This window comes from Burkholderia sp. MSMB1078WGS (assembly GCF_001528895.1).
Taxonomy (GTDB): domain Bacteria; phylum Pseudomonadota; class Gammaproteobacteria; order Burkholderiales; family Burkholderiaceae; genus Burkholderia.
Map to the genome: position 1 here is coordinate 29,908 of NZ_LPDI01000049.1, position 16,045 is coordinate 45,952.

The window sequence follows — 16,045 nt, forward strand, 5'->3', positions numbered from 1 at the left end:
CGGCGCGGCCGGGCGGCGCGCTCAGTGCGCGGGCGCGGCCATCCCGTTGTGGCGCAGCAGCGCGTCGATCTGCGGCTCGCGGCCGCGGAACGCCTTGAACGACTCCATCGCAGGACGGCTGCCGCCGACCTCGAGGATTTCGCGGCGATAGCGCGTGCCGGTTGCCGCGTCGAGCACGCTGCCGCTGGCGGCGGCCGCTTCCTCGAACGCCGCGTACGCATCGGCCGACAGCACTTCGGCCCACTTGTAGCTGTAGTAGCCGGCCGCGTAGCCGCCCGCGAAGATGTGGCTGAACGTGTTGGGCCAGCGCGAGAACGCGGCCTGCGGGATCACGTGGTAGCGCTCGTTGATCTCGCGCGCGAACGCGGTCACGCCGGTCGCGCCGGCCGGATCGAAGTCGACGTGCAGCAGCATGTCGAACATCGAGAACACGATCTGGCGCAGCGTGCCGAGCCCGCTCTGGAAGTTCTTCGCGGCGATCATCTTGTCGAACAGCTCGCGCGGCAGCGCGGCGCCCGTATCGACGTGCGACGACATCGACGATAGCACGTCCCATTCCCAGCAGAAATTCTCCATGAACTGCGACGGCAATTCGACCGCATCCCACTCGACGCCGTTGATGCCCGACACGCCGAGTTCGTCGACGCGCGTGAGCATGTGGTGCAGCCCGTGGCCGAATTCATGGAACAGCGTGATGACTTCGTCGTGCGTGAAGCACGCGGGCTTGCCGCCGACCGGCGCCGAGAAGTTGCAGGTCAGGTACGCGACGGGCGTCTGCACGTCGCTGCCGCGCTTCGCGCGCGAACGGGCGTCGTCCATCCACGCGCCGCCGCGCTTGCCTTCGCGCGCGTACAGGTCGAGATAGAACTGCGCGACGAGCGAGCCGTCGCGATTCTCGACGCGGAAGAAGCGCACGTCCTTGTGCCATACCGGCGCGTCGTCCGGCTTGATCCGTACGCCGAACAGCGTTTCGGTGACGGTGAACAGGCCCTTCAGCGCGGCCGGTTCCGGGAAGTACTGCTTGACCTCGTTTTCCGAGAATGCATAGCGCTGCTGGCGGAGCTTTTCGGCCGCGTACGCGACGTCCCAAGGCGCGAGTTCGGCGAGGCCGAGTTCCTTCGCGGCGAACGTGCGCAGCTCGTCCCAGTCTTTCTCCGCGTGCGGGCGTGCGCGCGTCGCGAGATCCTCGAGGAACGCGATCACCTGCTGCGGCGATTCGGCCATCTTCGGCGCGAGCGAGACTTCGGCGAAGTTGCGATAGCCGAGCAGCTGCGCCTCTTCGCGGCGCAGCTTCAGCGCGTCGGCGACGATCGCCGTGTTGTCCCATTCGGCCTTGCCGTCGCCGTACTGCGGCCCGAGTTCCGACGCGCGGGTCGCATAGGCGCGGTAGAGCGTCTCGCGCAGCGCGCGATCGTCGGCGTACTGCAGCACCGGGAAATACGACGGGAAATGCAGCGTGAATTTCCAGCCTTCCTTGCCGTCCTTCTGCGCGGCTTCGCGGGCGGCCTCGATTGCGTCGCCGGGCAGGCCGGCCAGCTCGGCTTCGTCCTTCGCGAAGTATGCGTACGCGTTGGTCGCGTCGAGCACGTGATCGGAGAATGCCTTCGACAGCGCGGCCTGCTGTTCCTGCAGTTCCGCGAAGCGGGGCTTCTGGTCCTCGGGCAGCTCGGCGCCCGACAGTCGGAAGTCGCGCAGCGCATTGTCGAGGATCTTCTTGCGCTCGGCGGACAGCGTCGCGTACTCGGCGCTCGCGGCGATCGCCTTGTACTTTTCGTACAGCGCGAGATTCTGGCCGACGCTCGACCAGAACTCGGTCACGCGCGGCAGGTTTTCACCGTAGGCAGCCCGCAGTTCGGGCGTGTCGGCGACCGCGTTCAGGTGGCCGACGATGCCCCATGCGCGGCCGAGCGGCTCCGTGGCCTGCTCGACCGTCTCGACGACGGCGGCCCAGGTCGACGGCGTCTCGCTCGCGCTCGCCGCTTCGACCGCGCGGCTGGCGGCGTCGAGCAGCGTGTCGAGCGCGGGCGTCACGTGCTCCGGGCGGATCTCGCCGAAACGGGGCAGGCCGGAGAAGTCGAGGAGCGGATTGGTATTGGCGCTGGCGGACATAAGACTCCCTGTCTGTTGCCGGATGAACCGGGATGAAAAGGGTAACGGCGGCTGGGCGCGAGCGCGCCCGATACCGACATTATTGGGGCGCATCGTGCGCTTTCCAATCGTTAGTTTCTAACGACGCGATTGACGCAGGGTCGGATGCGCGGCGTCGGGCATGCCGGCTGGCGAGGCGCCGGCGCACGGAATCGCGCGCCGGCTGGGCGAGTGGAGCGTCAGGCTGCGGCGGCAGCGGCGCGTTCGGCGGATTCGAGCGTGTTGATCAACAGCATCGTGATGGTCATCGGGCCGACGCCGCCCGGCACCGGCGTGATGTAGCCGGCGACTTCCTTCACGCCCGCGAAATCGACGTCGCCGCACAGCTTGCCCGCGTCGTCGCGGTTCATGCCGACGTCGATCACCGTCGCGCCCGGCTTCACCATGTCGGCGGTCAGGATGTTGCGCTTGCCGACCGCGGCGACCACGATGTCGGCCTGGCGCGTATGCGCGGCGAGGTCGCGCGTCTTGCTGTGGCAGATCGTCACGGTCGCGCCGGCGTCGAGCAGCATCATCGCCATCGGCTTGCCGACGATGTTCGAGCGGCCGATCACGACCGCATTCGCGCCTTGCAGCGCAATGCCGTGCGCTTCGAACATCTTCATCACGCCGTACGGCGTGCACGGGCGGAACAGCGGCTTGCCGGTCATCAGCGCACCGGCGTTCGCGACGTGAAAGCCGTCGACGTCCTTTTCCGGCGCGATCGCCTCGATCACCTTGTGGCTGTCGATATGCGCGGGCAGCGGCAGCTGGACCAGGATGCCGTGGATCTTCGGGTCGCGGTTCAGCTCGTCGATGCGCGCGAGCAGGTCGGCTTCCGACAGCGTGGCCGGGTACGCATCCTTCAGCGAGAAGAAACCGTTGTCCTCGCATGCCTTGATCTTGTTGCGCACGTAGACTTCGCTCGCCGGGTTGGCGCCGACGAGGATCACCGCGAGACCGGGCTGGTGGCCGCGGGCGGTCAGCGCGGCGGCGCGTTCGGCGGCCTGAGCGCGCAGGGTCTTCGAAAGGGCGTTGCCGTCGATGAGGAGGGCTGTCATGGTGGTGGGTTCTGCCGGGAAGTTGGAATGCGGGCGTACGGCGCCCGAAGCGCCGTAGCAAAGCATGTAATTATACCGTTCGCCTGCTGCCGTCCGACAGCGAATCAACGGGAAGCGTCATGGCCGCGGCGCGCATGCGCCGGGAGGAACGGCCGCCGCCGCGCGAGTGGGCCGCATCGCGCGGGGTGGCAAACACCGGTTGCGGGCCGGGCGGGCGGCGCCGCCGCGGCCGGGGAACGCGCTCAGGCCTGTTTCTTCGACAGCGCGAGGCGCAGCAGGTCGGCCACCGTGTTGACGTTGAGCTTTTCCATGATGTTCGCGCGGTGCGCCTCGACCGTCTTGATGCTGATGCCGAGGTCGTCGGCGATCTGCTTGTTCAGGCGGCCCGCGATGATCCGCTCGAGCACCTGCTGCTCGCGCGCGGTCAGCTTCGACAGGCGTTCGCTCGCGGCACGCTGCTCCTGGACGCTCTTGCTTTCGCTTCGGGCCTTGTCGAGCATCCGCTCGACGAGCTTGCGCAGCTCGGCTTCGTCGAACGGTTTCTCGATAAAGTCCATCGCGCCCTTTTTCATCGTCGACACGGCCATCGGCACGTCGCCGTGACCGGTGACGAAGATGATCGGCAGCGCGGCGTTGTCGGCGATCAGGCGTTCCTGCAATTCGAGGCCGCTCATGCCCGACATCCGCACGTCGAGGATCAGGCACGCGATCTGGCCGGCCTGCTGCGCCGGCTGGTACGCATCGAGGAACTGCTCGGCGCTCGAGAAGCATTGAACGCGATAGCCGTTCGCCTCCAGCAGCCAGCGCAGCGAGTCCCGTACGGCCTCGTCGTCGTCGACGACAAAGACGGTTTCCTGAGTGGTGGTGACAGGGCTATTCATAGTTCTCCCGTAACGGTATGTGATGCCGATGCCTCGCGCCCCCCTTGGCCGAGATCAGCGGGTTCCCCAATGGGCAGGCTGCAGTGGAACGTCGCGCCGGAAATGCGGCCGTCCGGCTCGACGTTGTTGACCACCCACAGACGCCCCCGATGCGATTCGATGATCGAACGGCAGATGTTCAGCCCCATGCCCATGCCATCGGACTTGGTGCTGTAAAACGGTTCGAACAGGCGCTCGGCCGTCGCTTCGTCGACGCCCGGGCCCTGGTCGATCACGCGGATGTCGACGAAGCCCGCATCGATGTCGGCGACGACGCGGATCACGCCGTCCGCCGACGCCGGCTTCACGTCGGCCATCGCCTCGGCTGCGTTCTTCATCAGGTTCATCAGCACCTGTTCGATCAGCACGGGGTCGACATAAATAATAGGCATTCTTGCGAGGATTTCCGTGACGATCCGGATCCTGCGCTTTCTGGCCTCGATTTCGGCGAGTCCGACCGCGTCGGCGACGATGTCCGCGACCCGCGCCGGCTGGCGCTTCGGCTCGCTGCGCTTCACGAATTCGCGGATCCGCTTGACGATCATCCCCGCGCGCAGCGCCTGCTGCGCGGTCTTTTCCAGCGCGGGCTGCAGCGTCTCGGGCGTGCCGCGGCCACTCTTCACGAGCGCGAGCGTGCCCGAGCAGTAGTTGTTGATCGCGGCGAGCGGCTGATTCAATTCATGAGCAATGGACGACGCCATTTCACCCATCGTCATCAATCGGCTCGTGAACTGCAGCTTTTCTTCCTGCTGGTGCGCGAGTTCCTGCGCCTTCTTGCGGGTCGTGATGTCGGTCGCGATCTGCATCTGCGCGAGGTGGCCGTCCACCCACTGGATGTACTGGCGACGCACTTCGAACCACTTCTGGATGCTCTCGACGTACACCTCCTGCGCATCGGCCGTGCTGCTGGTCAGCGCGGCGGCCGGCAGGCCCGCGAACGCGTCGACCATGTCGATCGAGTCGGACGACGCCTGCGCGCGGTCGAAGCCGCCGCCGGACAATTCGAGGTGGCCGTCCGGGCGAATGCCGAACAGGTGGCGGTAGTAGCGGTTCGCAAACAGCAGCTCGGCTTCGTCGGCGGCGAGCACCGACACCGCGGCGTCGAGGCTTTCGAGCACCGTCGTGAAGCGTTCGTGCGCGGCCGCCAGCTCTTCTCGCGCACGCTTCGGCTCGGTGATGTCGGTCATCGACGACATCCAGCCGGTCTGGCGGCCCGAACTGTCGATCAGCGGCGATACGTACAGGCGCGCATGGAACAGCGTGCCGTTCTTGCGGCGCACGCGCAGCTCGAAGCCCGAACTCGGCGCCTTGCCGCGCAGCGTCATGTCGAGTTGGCGCTGCATTTCCGGGTAGGCGTCGCGCGGCCAGTACGGGAACGGCGCAACCTTGCCGACGAGATCGGTTTCGTCCCAGCCCGTCATCCGGCAGAACGCGGGGTTCACGTGCGTGATGCGGCCGTGCATGTCGAGCACGCGCATGCCGATCAGCACCGAGTTCTCCATCGCGCGGCGGAAGAATGCTTCCGCGTACAGCGCCTGCTGCGCCTCGAAGCGCTGGCGCGTGTGCTTCCACAGGCTCCAGAGGCTCCATAGCACGAAGCACGACAGGCCGGCGACCAGCCACACGAGCGTGTTGTTGGTCAGGTTCGTGAGCTGCGGGAACGCGTACACACGCACCGTCAGCCCCTGGCCGGGCGGATCGAGCGGGAGATCGTAGTGCGAGTCGCGCGGCAGGCGCGGGCGCGTCGACGTGGACGACAGTTCGCGGTTGTTCGAGTCGGTGATCGAGATCTTGTACTTCGACGACAGTTCCTGCGGGATGTCGTGCTTCAGGATGCCCTCGACCGAGAACACCGCGGCGATCGAGCCGAGATATTCGCGGTCGCCGCGCATCACCGGTGTCTGCAACGTGATGAAGCCGTTGCCGAAGTCGTCGTAGATCAGCGGCGAATAGGCCTGGCGGCGCGTGTTGCGCGCCTCGTCGTACGCGCCGCGCACGGCGTCCTGCATCTGCGCGTCGCCGGGCTTCGCGAGCCGCTGGCCGAGCAGCGGCGGATGCACGGTCGGCCAGCGCTGCACGCCGGGCGCCGTGTACCAGTTCAGGTAGAGGATTTCCGGATGCGTCTGCATCACGTCCGCGACGGCCATCTGGAACGCGTTCTGGTCGAGGCGGCCGGATGCGAGGTCGCGCGACAGCGCCTGCAGCTGTTCCTGCGCGCCCGTCATCGACAGGCGGATCTGCTGCTGGGCCCACGCGACGTTACGAAACAGGGTGTCTTCCTGCTGCTGCTGTTCGCGCCGGTTGAGGCTCCACAGGATGAGGCTCATCACGACGAGGAACACCAGGATCGACAGCAGCGGCGTCAGCAAATAGGAGTTGGACCACCACGGTCCGTGGTGCCAACGGGACGGCTGCGACTCCGCCGGCGGGCCCGGCGGTCGCGCCGAGCGTGCGAAAAGCCGATCGGTCAACATGGCAGGATTGTAGCGCAGCGCAATACATGGAAAACCTGTACCGGATATGTTGAACGGAAACGGTTTTGTTCCGACGAGACGGGCCGCGGAGCCCCGAAATATGGGTGCAGCGCAGCAATATTTCGCATGACGAGAAAAGATCTCATAATTCGAAAATTTTGTTGCGCAGGCCCGTCCGCGCTCATTACAATCCGTCGGAGCTTGCCCGCAGCCGGTCGCGTCGCGTCGTCTGCACGAGAGCGATCCTCACATTCCAGGACCCAGGAGACGAGAATGTCCGCTGTACCGAACGAAGTGATGAAATATGTCGCCGCCGAACGTGACGACGACCCGCAAGAAACCGTCGAGTGGCTCGAGTCGCTCGATGGCGTGATCTCCTCCGTGGGCACCGGCCGTGCGCATTACCTGATCGAAAAGCAGATCGAATTCGCCCGCATGCACGGCGAGCACCTGCCGTTCTCCGCCAATACCCCGTACATCAACACGATTCCGCTCGAAGCCCAGGCGAAGATTCCGGGCGACCAGGACATCGAGCACCGCATCCGTTCGTACACGCGCTGGAACGCGCTGGCGATGGTGCTGCGCGCAGGCAAGGACACGAACGTCGGCGGCCACATCGCGTCGTTCGCGTCGGCCGCGACGCTCTATGACGTCGGCTACAACCACTTCTGGCACGCGGCGTCCGACCAGCACGGCGGCGATCTCGTGTTCGTGCAGGGCCACTCGTCGCCGGGCGTGTACTCGCGCGCGTTCCTGCTCGGCCGCCTGTCGGAAGAGCAGCTCGACAACTTCCGCCAGGAAGTCGACGGCAAGGGCATTTCGTCGTATCCGCACCCGTGGCTGATGCCGGACTTCTGGCAGTTCCCGACCGTGTCGATGGGTCTCGGCCCGATCATGGCGATCTACCAGGCGCGCTTCATGAAGTACCTGGAGTCGCGCGGCATCGCGAAGACGGAAGGCCGCAAGGTCTGGGCGTTCCTCGGCGACGGCGAGACGGACGAACCGGAATCGCTCGGCGCGATCGGCATGGCGAGCCGCGAGAAGCTCGACAACCTCGTGTTCGTGATCAACTGCAACCTGCAGCGTCTCGACGGCCCGGTGCGCGGCAACGGCAAGATCATCCAGGAACTCGAATCGGAATTCCGCGGCGCCGGCTGGAACGTGATCAAGGTCATCTGGGGCAGCCGCTGGGATGCGCTGTTCGCGCGCGACAAGACGGGCGCGCTGATGCGCCGGATGATGGAATGCGTCGACGGCGAATACCAGACGTACAAGTCGGAGTCGGGCGCGTACGTGCGCGAGCACTTCTTCAACACGCCTGAACTGAAGGCGCTCGTCGCCGACTGGTCGGACGACGACATCTGGGCGCTGAACCGCGGCGGCCACGATCCGCACAAGATCTACGCGGCGTTCCACGAAGCCACGAACACGAAGGGCGCGCCGACCGTCATCCTCGCGAAGACCATCAAGGGCTACGGGATGGGCGAGTCGGGCCAGGCGATGAACATCACGCACCAGCAGAAGAAGCTGCCGGTCGAGCAACTGAAGAAGTTCCGTGACCAGTTCCGCCTGCCGATCACCGACGAGCAGATCGCCGACGTGCCGTACCTGAAGTTCGAGGAAGGCTCGAAGGAACTCGAATACATGCGCCAGAAGCGCATGGACCTCGGCGGCTACCTGCCGCACCGCCGCGAGAAGGCGACGTCGCTGCCGGTGCCGGCGCTCGACGCGTTCGAGCCGCTGTTGAAGGGCACGGGCGAAGGCCGCGAGATCTCGACGACGATGGCGTTCGTGCGGATCCTGAACATCCTGCTGAAGGACAAGGCGCTCGGCAAGCGCGTCGTGCCGATCGTCCCGGACGAATCGCGTACGTTCGGCATGGAAGGCCTGTTCCGCCAGATCGGTATCTGGAACCAGGAAGGGCAGAAGTACGTGCCGGAAGATTCCGACCAGCTGATGTTCTACAAGGAATCGCAGACCGGCCAGATCCTGCAGGAGGGCATCAACGAAGCGGGCGGCATGTGCGACTGGATCGCGGCGGCGACGTCGTATTCGACGCACGGCGAGATCATGGTGCCGTTCTACATCTTCTACTCGATGTTCGGCTTCCAGCGGATCGGCGACCTCGCCTGGGCCGCGGGCGACATGCGTTCGCGCGGTTTCCTGCTGGGCGGCACGGCGGGCCGTACGACGCTGAACGGCGAAGGCCTGCAGCACGAAGACGGTCACTCGCTGCTGTGGGCGGCATCGGTGCCGAACTGCGTGAGCTACGACCCGACGTTCGGCTACGAACTCGCGGTGATCATCCAGGACGGCCTGCGCCGCATGGTGCAGGACCAGGAAGACGTGTACTACTACATCACGGTGATGAACGAGAACTACGAGCACCCGGCGATTCCGCAGGGCGAGCACGTGGCGGCCGACATCATCAAGGGCATGTACGCGTTCAAGAAGGCCGACGCCGACAAGAAGGCGCCGCGCGTCCAACTGCTCGGCGCGGGCACGATCTTCAACGAAGTGATCGCCGCTGCCGACCTGCTGAAGAACGACTGGGGCGTCGCCGCCGACCTGTGGAGCGTGCCGAGCTTCACCGAACTCGCGCGCGAAGGCCACGACGTCGAGCGCTGGAACCTGCTCCATCCGACCGAGGAGCGTCGCCTGTCGCACGTGCAGAAGTGCCTGAAGGATACGCAGGGCCCGGTCATCGCATCGACCGACTACGTCCGTGCGCTGGTCGACCAGATCCGCGGCCAGATCGATCGTCGCTTCGTCGTGCTGGGCACCGACGGCTTCGGCCGTTCGGACACCCGCGAGAAACTGCGTCACTTCTTCGAGGTCGACCGTCACTGGGTCACCGTCGCCGCGCTCAACGCGCTGGCCGACGAAGGCACGATCGAGCGCAAGGTGGTCGCGGACGCGATCGCCAAGTACAACCTCGATCCGTCCAAGCCCAACCCGATGACCGTTTAACGCACACGCCGTGTGATGCCGCGCGTCGCTCCCGCGAGGAGCGCGCGCGGCCATGGAGACAGAAACAGATGAGTCAAGCGATCGAAGTGAAGGTGCCGGATATCGGCGATTACAAGGACGTGCCGGTCATCGAGATCGGCGTGAAGGTCGGCGATACGGTCGAGCCGGAGCAGTCGCTCGTCACGCTCGAGTCGGACAAGGCGACGATGGACGTGCCGAGCCCGGTAGGCGGCGTCGTGAAGGAAATCAAGGTCAAGGTCGGAGATTCCGTGTCGGAAGGCTCGCTGATCGTCCTGCTCGAAGGCGGCGCAGCCGCCCAGGCGAACGGCGCGGCTGCGCCGGCTTCGGCTCCGGCAGCAGCGCCGGCGCCGGCCGCGGCGCCCGCTGCCGCACCGGCCGCATCCGGCGGTACGCTCGAAGTGAAGGTGCCGGATATCGGCGACTACAAGGACGTGCCGGTGATCGAAATCGGCGTGAAGGTCGGCGACACGGTCGAGAAGGAACAGTCGCTCGTCACGCTCGAGTCGGACAAGGCGACGATGGACGTGCCGAGCCCGGCTGCCGGTGTCGTGAAGGACATCAAGGTGAAGGTGGGCGATTCGGTGTCGGAAGGCACGCTGATCGTGCTGCTCGAAGCCGCCGGCGCACCGGCTGCCGCTGCACCGCAGGCCAGCGCACCGGCTCCGGCCGCGGCCGCGCCGGCGCCCGCCGCTGCACCGGCGCCCGCGAAGGCTGCGCCGGCTGCCGCGGCACCGGCCGCCGCGGCATCGGCCGCCGCGCCGTCGGGCGAATACCGCGCCAGCCACGCATCGCCGTCGGTCCGCAAGTTCGCGCGTGAACTCGGTGTCGACGTTTCGCGCGTGCAGGGTTCGGGTCCGAAGGGCCGCATTACGAAGGAAGACGTCACGGGCTTCGTGAAGGGCGTGATGACGGGCCAGCGCGCGGCACCGGCCGCGGCAGCCGCGCCGGCAGGCGGCGGCGAACTGAACCTGCTGCCGTGGCCGAAGGTCGACTTCTCGAAGTTCGGCCCGTTCGAGGCGAAGCCGCTGTCGCGCATCAAGAAGATCTCAGGCGCGAACCTGCATCGCAACTGGGTGATGATCCCGCACGTCACGAACAACGACGAAGCGGACATCACCGAGCTCGAAGCGCTGCGTGTCCAGCTGAACAAGGAACACGAAAAGGCGGGCGTGAAATTCACGATGCTCGCGTTCGTGATCAAGGCGGTCGTCGCCGCGTTGAAGAAATTCCCGACCTTCAACGCGAGCCTCGACGGCGACAACCTCGTGTTCAAGCAGTACTTCCATATCGGTTTCGCGGCCGATACGCCGAACGGCCTCGTCGTGCCGGTGATCCGCGATGCGGACAAGAAGGGCCTCGTCGACATCGCGAAGGAAATGAGCGACCTGTCGAAGGCCGCGCGCGAAGGCAAGCTGAAGCCGGACCAGATGCAGGGCGGCTGCTTCTCGATCTCGTCGCTCGGCGGGATCGGCGGGACGAACTTCACGCCGATCATCAACGCGCCGGAAGTGGCGATCCTCGGGTTGTCGCGCGGCCAGATGAAGCCGGTGTGGGACGGCAAGCAGTTCGTGCCGCGGCTCATGCTGCCGCTGTCGCTGTCGTATGACCATCGCGTGATCGACGGCGCCGAAGCCGCGCGGTTCAATGCGTATCTCGGGGCGTTGCTCGGGGATTTCCGTCGCATCATTCTTTGATGAGATGAGGGGCTCGCGGGGGCGTGGTTTTGTGTCGATTCTTCACGCCCTTGTCGTTGAACCTGTTTTGCCAACGGTCTGCTAGCGTCGCCCCTGCGCGGGGCGGCGGTCACTTTTCTTTGTCTTCCAAAGAAAAGTAACCAAAAGAAAGGCGCGTCCTTGGGCGGACGGCAAAGGCGGTCCTGCCCAACGTTGCGTTCTCTCGTCAGGCCGCATGTAGTCAGGTTCCGTCTTTCCGCCAGTCCCTCCCTCTCTCTCTGCAGCTAATCAAGAAGGGGACAGTCATGAGTCTCATCGAAGTCAAGGTTCCGGATATCGGCGATTTCAGCGGCGTCGATGTCATCGAAGTCAACGTGAAGCCCGGCGACGTGATCGAAAAAGAGCAAACGCTCATCACGCTCGAATCCGATAAAGCCTCCATGGAAGTGCCCAGCGACGTCGCCGGCACCGTCAAGGAAGTCAAGGTCAAGGCCGGCGAGAAAGTCTCGCAAGGCACCGTCATCGCCATCGTCGAAGCATCGGCAGGCGCAGCCGCACCCGCGAAAGCGCCCGAAGCGCCGAAGCCCGCGGCGGCTGCACCGGCGCCGGCCGCAGCCGCTCCGGCACCCGCGCCGCAAGCCGGCAGCTACAGCGGCGGCGCCGACATCGAGTGCGACATGCTCGTGCTCGGCGCCGGCCCCGGCGGTTACTCGGCTGCGTTCCGCGCTGCCGATCTCGGCATGAAGACGGTGCTGGTCGAACGCTACTCGACGCTCGGCGGCGTGTGCCTGAACGTCGGCTGCATTCCGTCGAAGGCGCTGCTGCATACGTCGCTCGTCGTCGAGGAAGCCGCGGCGCTCGCGTCGCACGGCATCACGTTCGGCAAGCCGCAGGTCGATCTCGACAAGCTGCGCGACTTCAAGGGCGGCGTCGTCAAGAAGCTGACGACGGGTCTCGCCGGCATGGCGAAGGCACGCAAGGTCGAAGTGGTGACGGGCGTCGGCGCGTTCGTCGATCCGTTCCACATGGAAGTGCAGGGCGACAACGGCAAGAAGGTCGTCAAGTTCAAGCAGGCGATCATCGCTGCGGGCTCGCAGGCCGTGAAGCTGCCGTTCATGCCGGAAGACCCGCGCGTCGTCGATTCGACGGGTGCGCTCGAACTGCGCCAACTGCCGAAACGCATGCTCGTGATCGGCGGCGGCATCATCGGCCTCGAAATGGCCACGGTGTACTCGACGCTCGGCGCCGAGATCGACGTCGTCGAAATGATGGACGGCCTGATGATGGGCGCCGACCGCGATCTCGTGAAGGTCTGGGAAAAGTACAACGCGAAGCGCTTCGGCAACGTGATGCTGAAGACCAAGACGGTCGGCGCGGAAGCGAAGGAAGACGGCATCTATGTGAAGTTCGAGGGCGAGAAGGCGCCGGCGGAAGCGCAGCGCTACGACCTCGTGCTCGTCGCGGTGGGCCGCAGCCCGAACGGCAAGAAGATCGGTGCCGACAAGGCCGGCGTCGCGGTCACGGATCGCGGCTTCATCGAAGTCGACAAGCAGATGCGCACGAACGTGCCGCACATCTTTGCGATCGGCGATATCGTCGGCCAGCCGATGCTCGCGCACAAGGCCGTGCACGAAGGCCACGTCGCCGCGGAAGCCGCGCACGGCGAAAAGGCGTACTTCGACGCACTGCAGATCCCGTCGGTGGCCTACACCGATCCGGAAGTGGCGTGGGCCGGCAAGACCGAAGACCAGTGCAAGGCCGAGGGCATCAAGTACGGCAAGGCCGTGTTCCCGTGGGCCGCTTCGGGCCGCGCGATCGCGAACGGCCGCGACGAAGGCTTCACGAAGCTGATCTTCGACGAGGAAACCCATCGCGTGATCGGCGGCGGCATCGTCGGCCTGAATGCGGGCGACCTGATCAGCGAAGTGTGCCTCGCCGTCGAGATGGGCGCGGACGCGGAAGACATCGGCAAGACGATCCATCCGCATCCGACGCTCGGCGAATCGGTCGGCATGGCCGCCGAACTGTACGAAGGCGTCTGCACGGACCTGCCGCCGCAGCGCAAGAAGTAACGCGATCGGCACGGCGCCCCGGGTGCCGGCCACGAAAAAACGCCGCTGCCCGGGCAAACCGGGCGGCGGCGTTTTTCTTTTACGCCGCGCGCGGCAGACTCGATCGGGGCGAGCCATTTGCACCCGCGCGCGCTTTTGCGCCGGAAACGAAAAAGCCGCGCTGGGCGCGGCTCTTTCAGGAGCAGGGGACGCTTACGCGGCCGGCTTGCTCGAACGACGTGCGGCAGCGGCGGTGGCAGCCTTCGTTGCGACGGCAGCAGCGGCGTTGAAGTTCGTTTCAGCGATTTCGACCGCTTGCTTCGTGGCCTTCTGAACCGTTTCGTACGTGGTGTTCGCGGCGTTCAGTGCCGACTTCAGCGCGGCGACAGCCGTTTCCGAACCGGCCGGGGCGTTCTTCGCGACGTTGTCGACGAGTGCCTGGACCTTCTTGTTCTGCTCTTCGAATTGCGCTTCGGCGACCTTCGCGAACTCGGCTTGCGTCGACGATGCGATTTCGTACAGGTGACGGCCGTACGACAGCACCTTTTCCGCGACCGGCTGCGACAGGCTCGCTTGCAGCGCGATCAGTTCCTGCGCGTCCTTCACCGACAGCAGACGCTGTGCGTTCTCCTGGCCCTCGGCCAGCGTCGACTTCACGACCTGCAGGTTGAGTTCGATCAGCTTCTCGACGCCTTCGAACGCCTTGGTCGTCAGACCGAACAGGCTTTCGAGGTTGGCTTTTTGGGCGGCGGCGATTTGCTCGGGGGTCAGCAAGGACATGTCAGGCTCCTGAAAAGCGATCGCGTCGATCGCAGAATAAAGGGCACTACACTGGGGAACGTCGGCGATGCGTGCTTTGTGCAACGCAGCAATGAGGCCTATTTTAGGGCAGAGAAAACGGATGTCAAGTCTTTTTTGTGCGTTGCACAATCGCGACAAATTATCGATAAAACAACGAGTTATCGCGCCCGTTCGGAATCGGTTTCAGGCGCGTTCCCACATGGTGCGCACGGCGATGGGGCAAGCGCGCCGCACCATGATCACGCGCAGGTAAACCTGACAGGCCCATGGAACGTTATCCTTCTGTTCCTGTCGAAAAGCGCGCCGTTTCGATGCGCGTACCGTGGCGACGTGCCGCCGCCACGGTCGAGACCGGCGCCCTTGGCACGCCGAGCACCGGATACGTAGTTTCCCCGCTTTAAATCGCCTCCGAAGTGACGTTATCTCAATTAACCGCGTGGTAATCGGGAGACGGGCGCTGTCGGGCAGTGCATCCCATGGTTTTTTTCGATGGGAGCGGAAGGGTCGATTGGCCGGAGGTTGGCCGACTCTTACATTCCGGTTTAAAGACGATCGGTAAGTGCCTAATATTGCTCTTTTTTTCAGCTTTAACTACACTTGCGGAAACCTCCCGCCCGCTTTGTCCAGACCCCAATGAAAGCCGAATCGTTTTCACCGCGCAGATTGTTGCAGAGCATGACGCTCGGCACGGCTGTGTCGGTCGCAGTCGCGTTGCTGGCGACCACCGCGTCCGTCCTGCCTGCCGACGCCTTCGCCGCCACTGCGAAGACCCAAGCCGCCAAGAAAAAAGCCGTCGCTCCTGCTTCGTCCGCGAAGAAGAAGTCGGCCAAGGCGAGCTCCGACAAATCCGCGAAGGTCGCCGAGGCCGATGCGCCGCGCGCGAAAGCGTCGCGAAAGCGCGTGACGCTCGCAGCGAATAGCCTGCATGGCGGCCATCGCGGCGCGGTGCGCAAGGTCGCGTTCCAGCCGCGCCGGCCGACGGTCGGCCAGGCATTCGGCCTGCACGACACGCCCGATGCGCTCGCGTTGCGCTCGAGCGTCGCGTACGTCGTCGACCAGAATTCCGGCGAGCCGCTGTTCGACAAGAATTCGCACGCGGTCGTGCCGATCGCGTCGATCTCGAAGCTGATGACGGCCATGGTCGTGCTCGACTCGAAGGCGCCGATGACCGACCAGATCGAAGTCACCGACGAAGACCGCGACTACGAGAAGGGCACGGGCTCGCGCCTGTCGGTCGGCTCGGTGCTGTCGCGCGAGGACATGCTGCACATCGCGCTGATGGCGTCGGAAAACCGCGCGGCTGCCGCGCTGTCGCGTTACTACCCGGGCGGCCGTCCGGCGTTCATCGCGGCGATGAACGCGAAGGCGAAGTCGCTCGGCATGACCGATACGCACTTCGAGAATTCGACTGGCCTGTCGAGCTCGAACGTGTCGAGCGCACGCGACCTCGTGAAGATGGTCAATGCGGCGTACCAGTACCCGATGATCCGCCAGTTCTCGACCGATCGCACCTACGAGGTGTACACGGGCAAGCGCAACCTGGTCTACAACAGCACCAACGCGCTGATCCGCGGCAACGGTTCGTGGGATATCGGCCTGCAGAAGACGGGCTTCATCAACGAAGCGGGCGAATGCCTCGTGATGCAGGCGACGATCCACGGCCGGCCGATGGTGATGGTGCTGCTCGATTCGTTCGGCAAGTATTCGCGCTTCGCCGACGCGTCGCGCCTGCGCAACTGGCTCGATGCCGGCGGCGGCGAGCGCCTGACGGCGGCCAACACGCCGAGCGGCGGTACCTGATCGTGTGCGGCGGTTCGCCGCCGTACCGGTCGCCGCAACGAAGAAGCCCCGCAATCGCGGGGCTTTTTTTGTGTGCGCCCAGCATGGGCGCATTCCTGCGGGTGGAAGTCCCGCCATAAGCTGATCACGGCAAATGAAGTGAAGCGC

At 65.3% G+C, this 16,045-nt stretch carries 9 protein-coding genes; 4 read left to right on the forward strand and 5 right to left on the reverse strand.

Annotated elements, in window-relative coordinates; genetic code table 11:
* Positions 1-21: 21 nt before the first annotated feature.
* The 4 genes from WT24_RS14850 to fixL all read right to left on the reverse strand — a co-directional run bounded on the left by WT24_RS14850 (position 22) and on the right by fixL (position 6,582).
* Entirely contained in the window at positions 22-2,109 is a 2,088-nt protein-coding gene (locus WT24_RS14850) for a M3 family metallopeptidase (RefSeq protein ID WP_060034436.1), read from the reverse strand.
* Between the two features lie 218 nt (positions 2,110-2,327).
* On the reverse strand, positions 2,328-3,188 hold the full coding sequence (gene folD, locus WT24_RS14855) for a bifunctional methylenetetrahydrofolate dehydrogenase/methenyltetrahydrofolate cyclohydrolase FolD (protein ID WP_059789077.1): 861 nt from the start codon (positions 3,186-3,188) through the stop codon (positions 2,328-2,330).
* 242 nt (positions 3,189-3,430) lie between these two features.
* Entirely contained in the window at positions 3,431-4,069 is a 639-nt protein-coding gene (gene fixJ, locus WT24_RS14860; protein WP_006493245.1) for an oxygen response regulator transcription factor FixJ, read from the reverse strand.
* Positions 4,066-6,582, reverse strand: coding sequence for an oxygen sensor histidine kinase FixL (fixL, locus tag WT24_RS14865; protein WP_059505743.1), 2,517 nt, complete (start codon positions 6,580-6,582; stop codon positions 4,066-4,068). Before fixL ends, fixJ begins: the two co-directional genes overlap by 4 nt.
* 273 nt (positions 6,583-6,855) lie before the next feature.
* Between fixL and aceE the strand changes: the two genes are divergently transcribed.
* From aceE to lpdA, 3 genes are all read left to right on the forward strand, one after another.
* A complete protein-coding gene (gene aceE, locus WT24_RS14870) occupies positions 6,856-9,552 on the forward strand; it encodes a pyruvate dehydrogenase (acetyl-transferring), homodimeric type (RefSeq protein ID WP_059505745.1) in 2,697 nt (898 codons plus the stop codon).
* Between the two features lie 68 nt (positions 9,553-9,620).
* The gene (gene aceF / locus WT24_RS14875) at positions 9,621-11,267 is read left to right on the forward strand and encodes a dihydrolipoyllysine-residue acetyltransferase (protein WP_060034440.1); all 1,647 of its coding nucleotides are present in this window, start codon (positions 9,621-9,623) and stop codon (positions 11,265-11,267) included.
* Positions 11,268-11,551: 284 nt separating this feature from the next.
* Complete coding sequence (gene lpdA / locus WT24_RS14880) at positions 11,552-13,318, forward strand: dihydrolipoyl dehydrogenase (protein WP_059505748.1); 1,767 nt, start codon at positions 11,552-11,554, stop codon at positions 13,316-13,318.
* A gap of 192 nt (positions 13,319-13,510) precedes the next feature.
* Here the strand turns inward: lpdA and WT24_RS14885 are convergent, their stop codons facing one another.
* Positions 13,511-14,077 carry a phasin family protein gene (locus WT24_RS14885; RefSeq protein ID WP_006481973.1) on the reverse strand — a complete coding sequence of 189 codons (567 nt, stop codon included), beginning with the start codon at positions 14,075-14,077 and terminating at the stop codon, positions 13,511-13,513.
* A 654-nt stretch (positions 14,078-14,731) separates the two neighbouring features.
* Here WT24_RS14885 and pbpG point away from each other — a divergent pair.
* A complete protein-coding gene (gene pbpG, locus WT24_RS14890) occupies positions 14,732-15,898 on the forward strand; it encodes a D-alanyl-D-alanine endopeptidase (RefSeq protein ID WP_060034442.1) in 1,167 nt (388 codons plus the stop codon).
* The last annotated feature ends 147 nt before the right edge of the window (positions 15,899-16,045 follow it).

Excerpts from the sequence above, each read along its gene's own strand:
- WT24_RS14850 (WP_060034436.1), bottom strand. The coding sequence starts at position 2,109 with ATGTCCGCCAGCGCCAATACCAATCCGCTCCTCGACTTCTCCGGCCTG.
- folD (WP_059789077.1), bottom strand. The coding sequence starts at position 3,188 with ATGACAGCCCTCCTCATCGACGGCAACGCCCTTTCGAAGACCCTGCGC.
- fixJ (WP_006493245.1), bottom strand. The coding sequence starts at position 4,069 with ATGAATAGCCCTGTCACCACCACTCAGGAAACCGTCTTTGTCGTCGAC.
- fixL (WP_059505743.1), bottom strand. The coding sequence starts at position 6,582 with ATGTTGACCGATCGGCTTTTCGCACGCTCGGCGCGACCGCCGGGCCCG.
- aceE (WP_059505745.1), top strand. The coding sequence starts at position 6,856 with ATGTCCGCTGTACCGAACGAAGTGATGAAATATGTCGCCGCCGAACGT.
- aceF (WP_060034440.1), top strand. The coding sequence starts at position 9,621 with ATGAGTCAAGCGATCGAAGTGAAGGTGCCGGATATCGGCGATTACAAG.
- lpdA (WP_059505748.1), top strand. The coding sequence starts at position 11,552 with ATGAGTCTCATCGAAGTCAAGGTTCCGGATATCGGCGATTTCAGCGGC.
- WT24_RS14885 (WP_006481973.1), bottom strand. The coding sequence starts at position 14,077 with ATGTCCTTGCTGACCCCCGAGCAAATCGCCGCCGCCCAAAAAGCCAAC.
- pbpG (WP_060034442.1), top strand. The coding sequence starts at position 14,732 with ATGAAAGCCGAATCGTTTTCACCGCGCAGATTGTTGCAGAGCATGACG.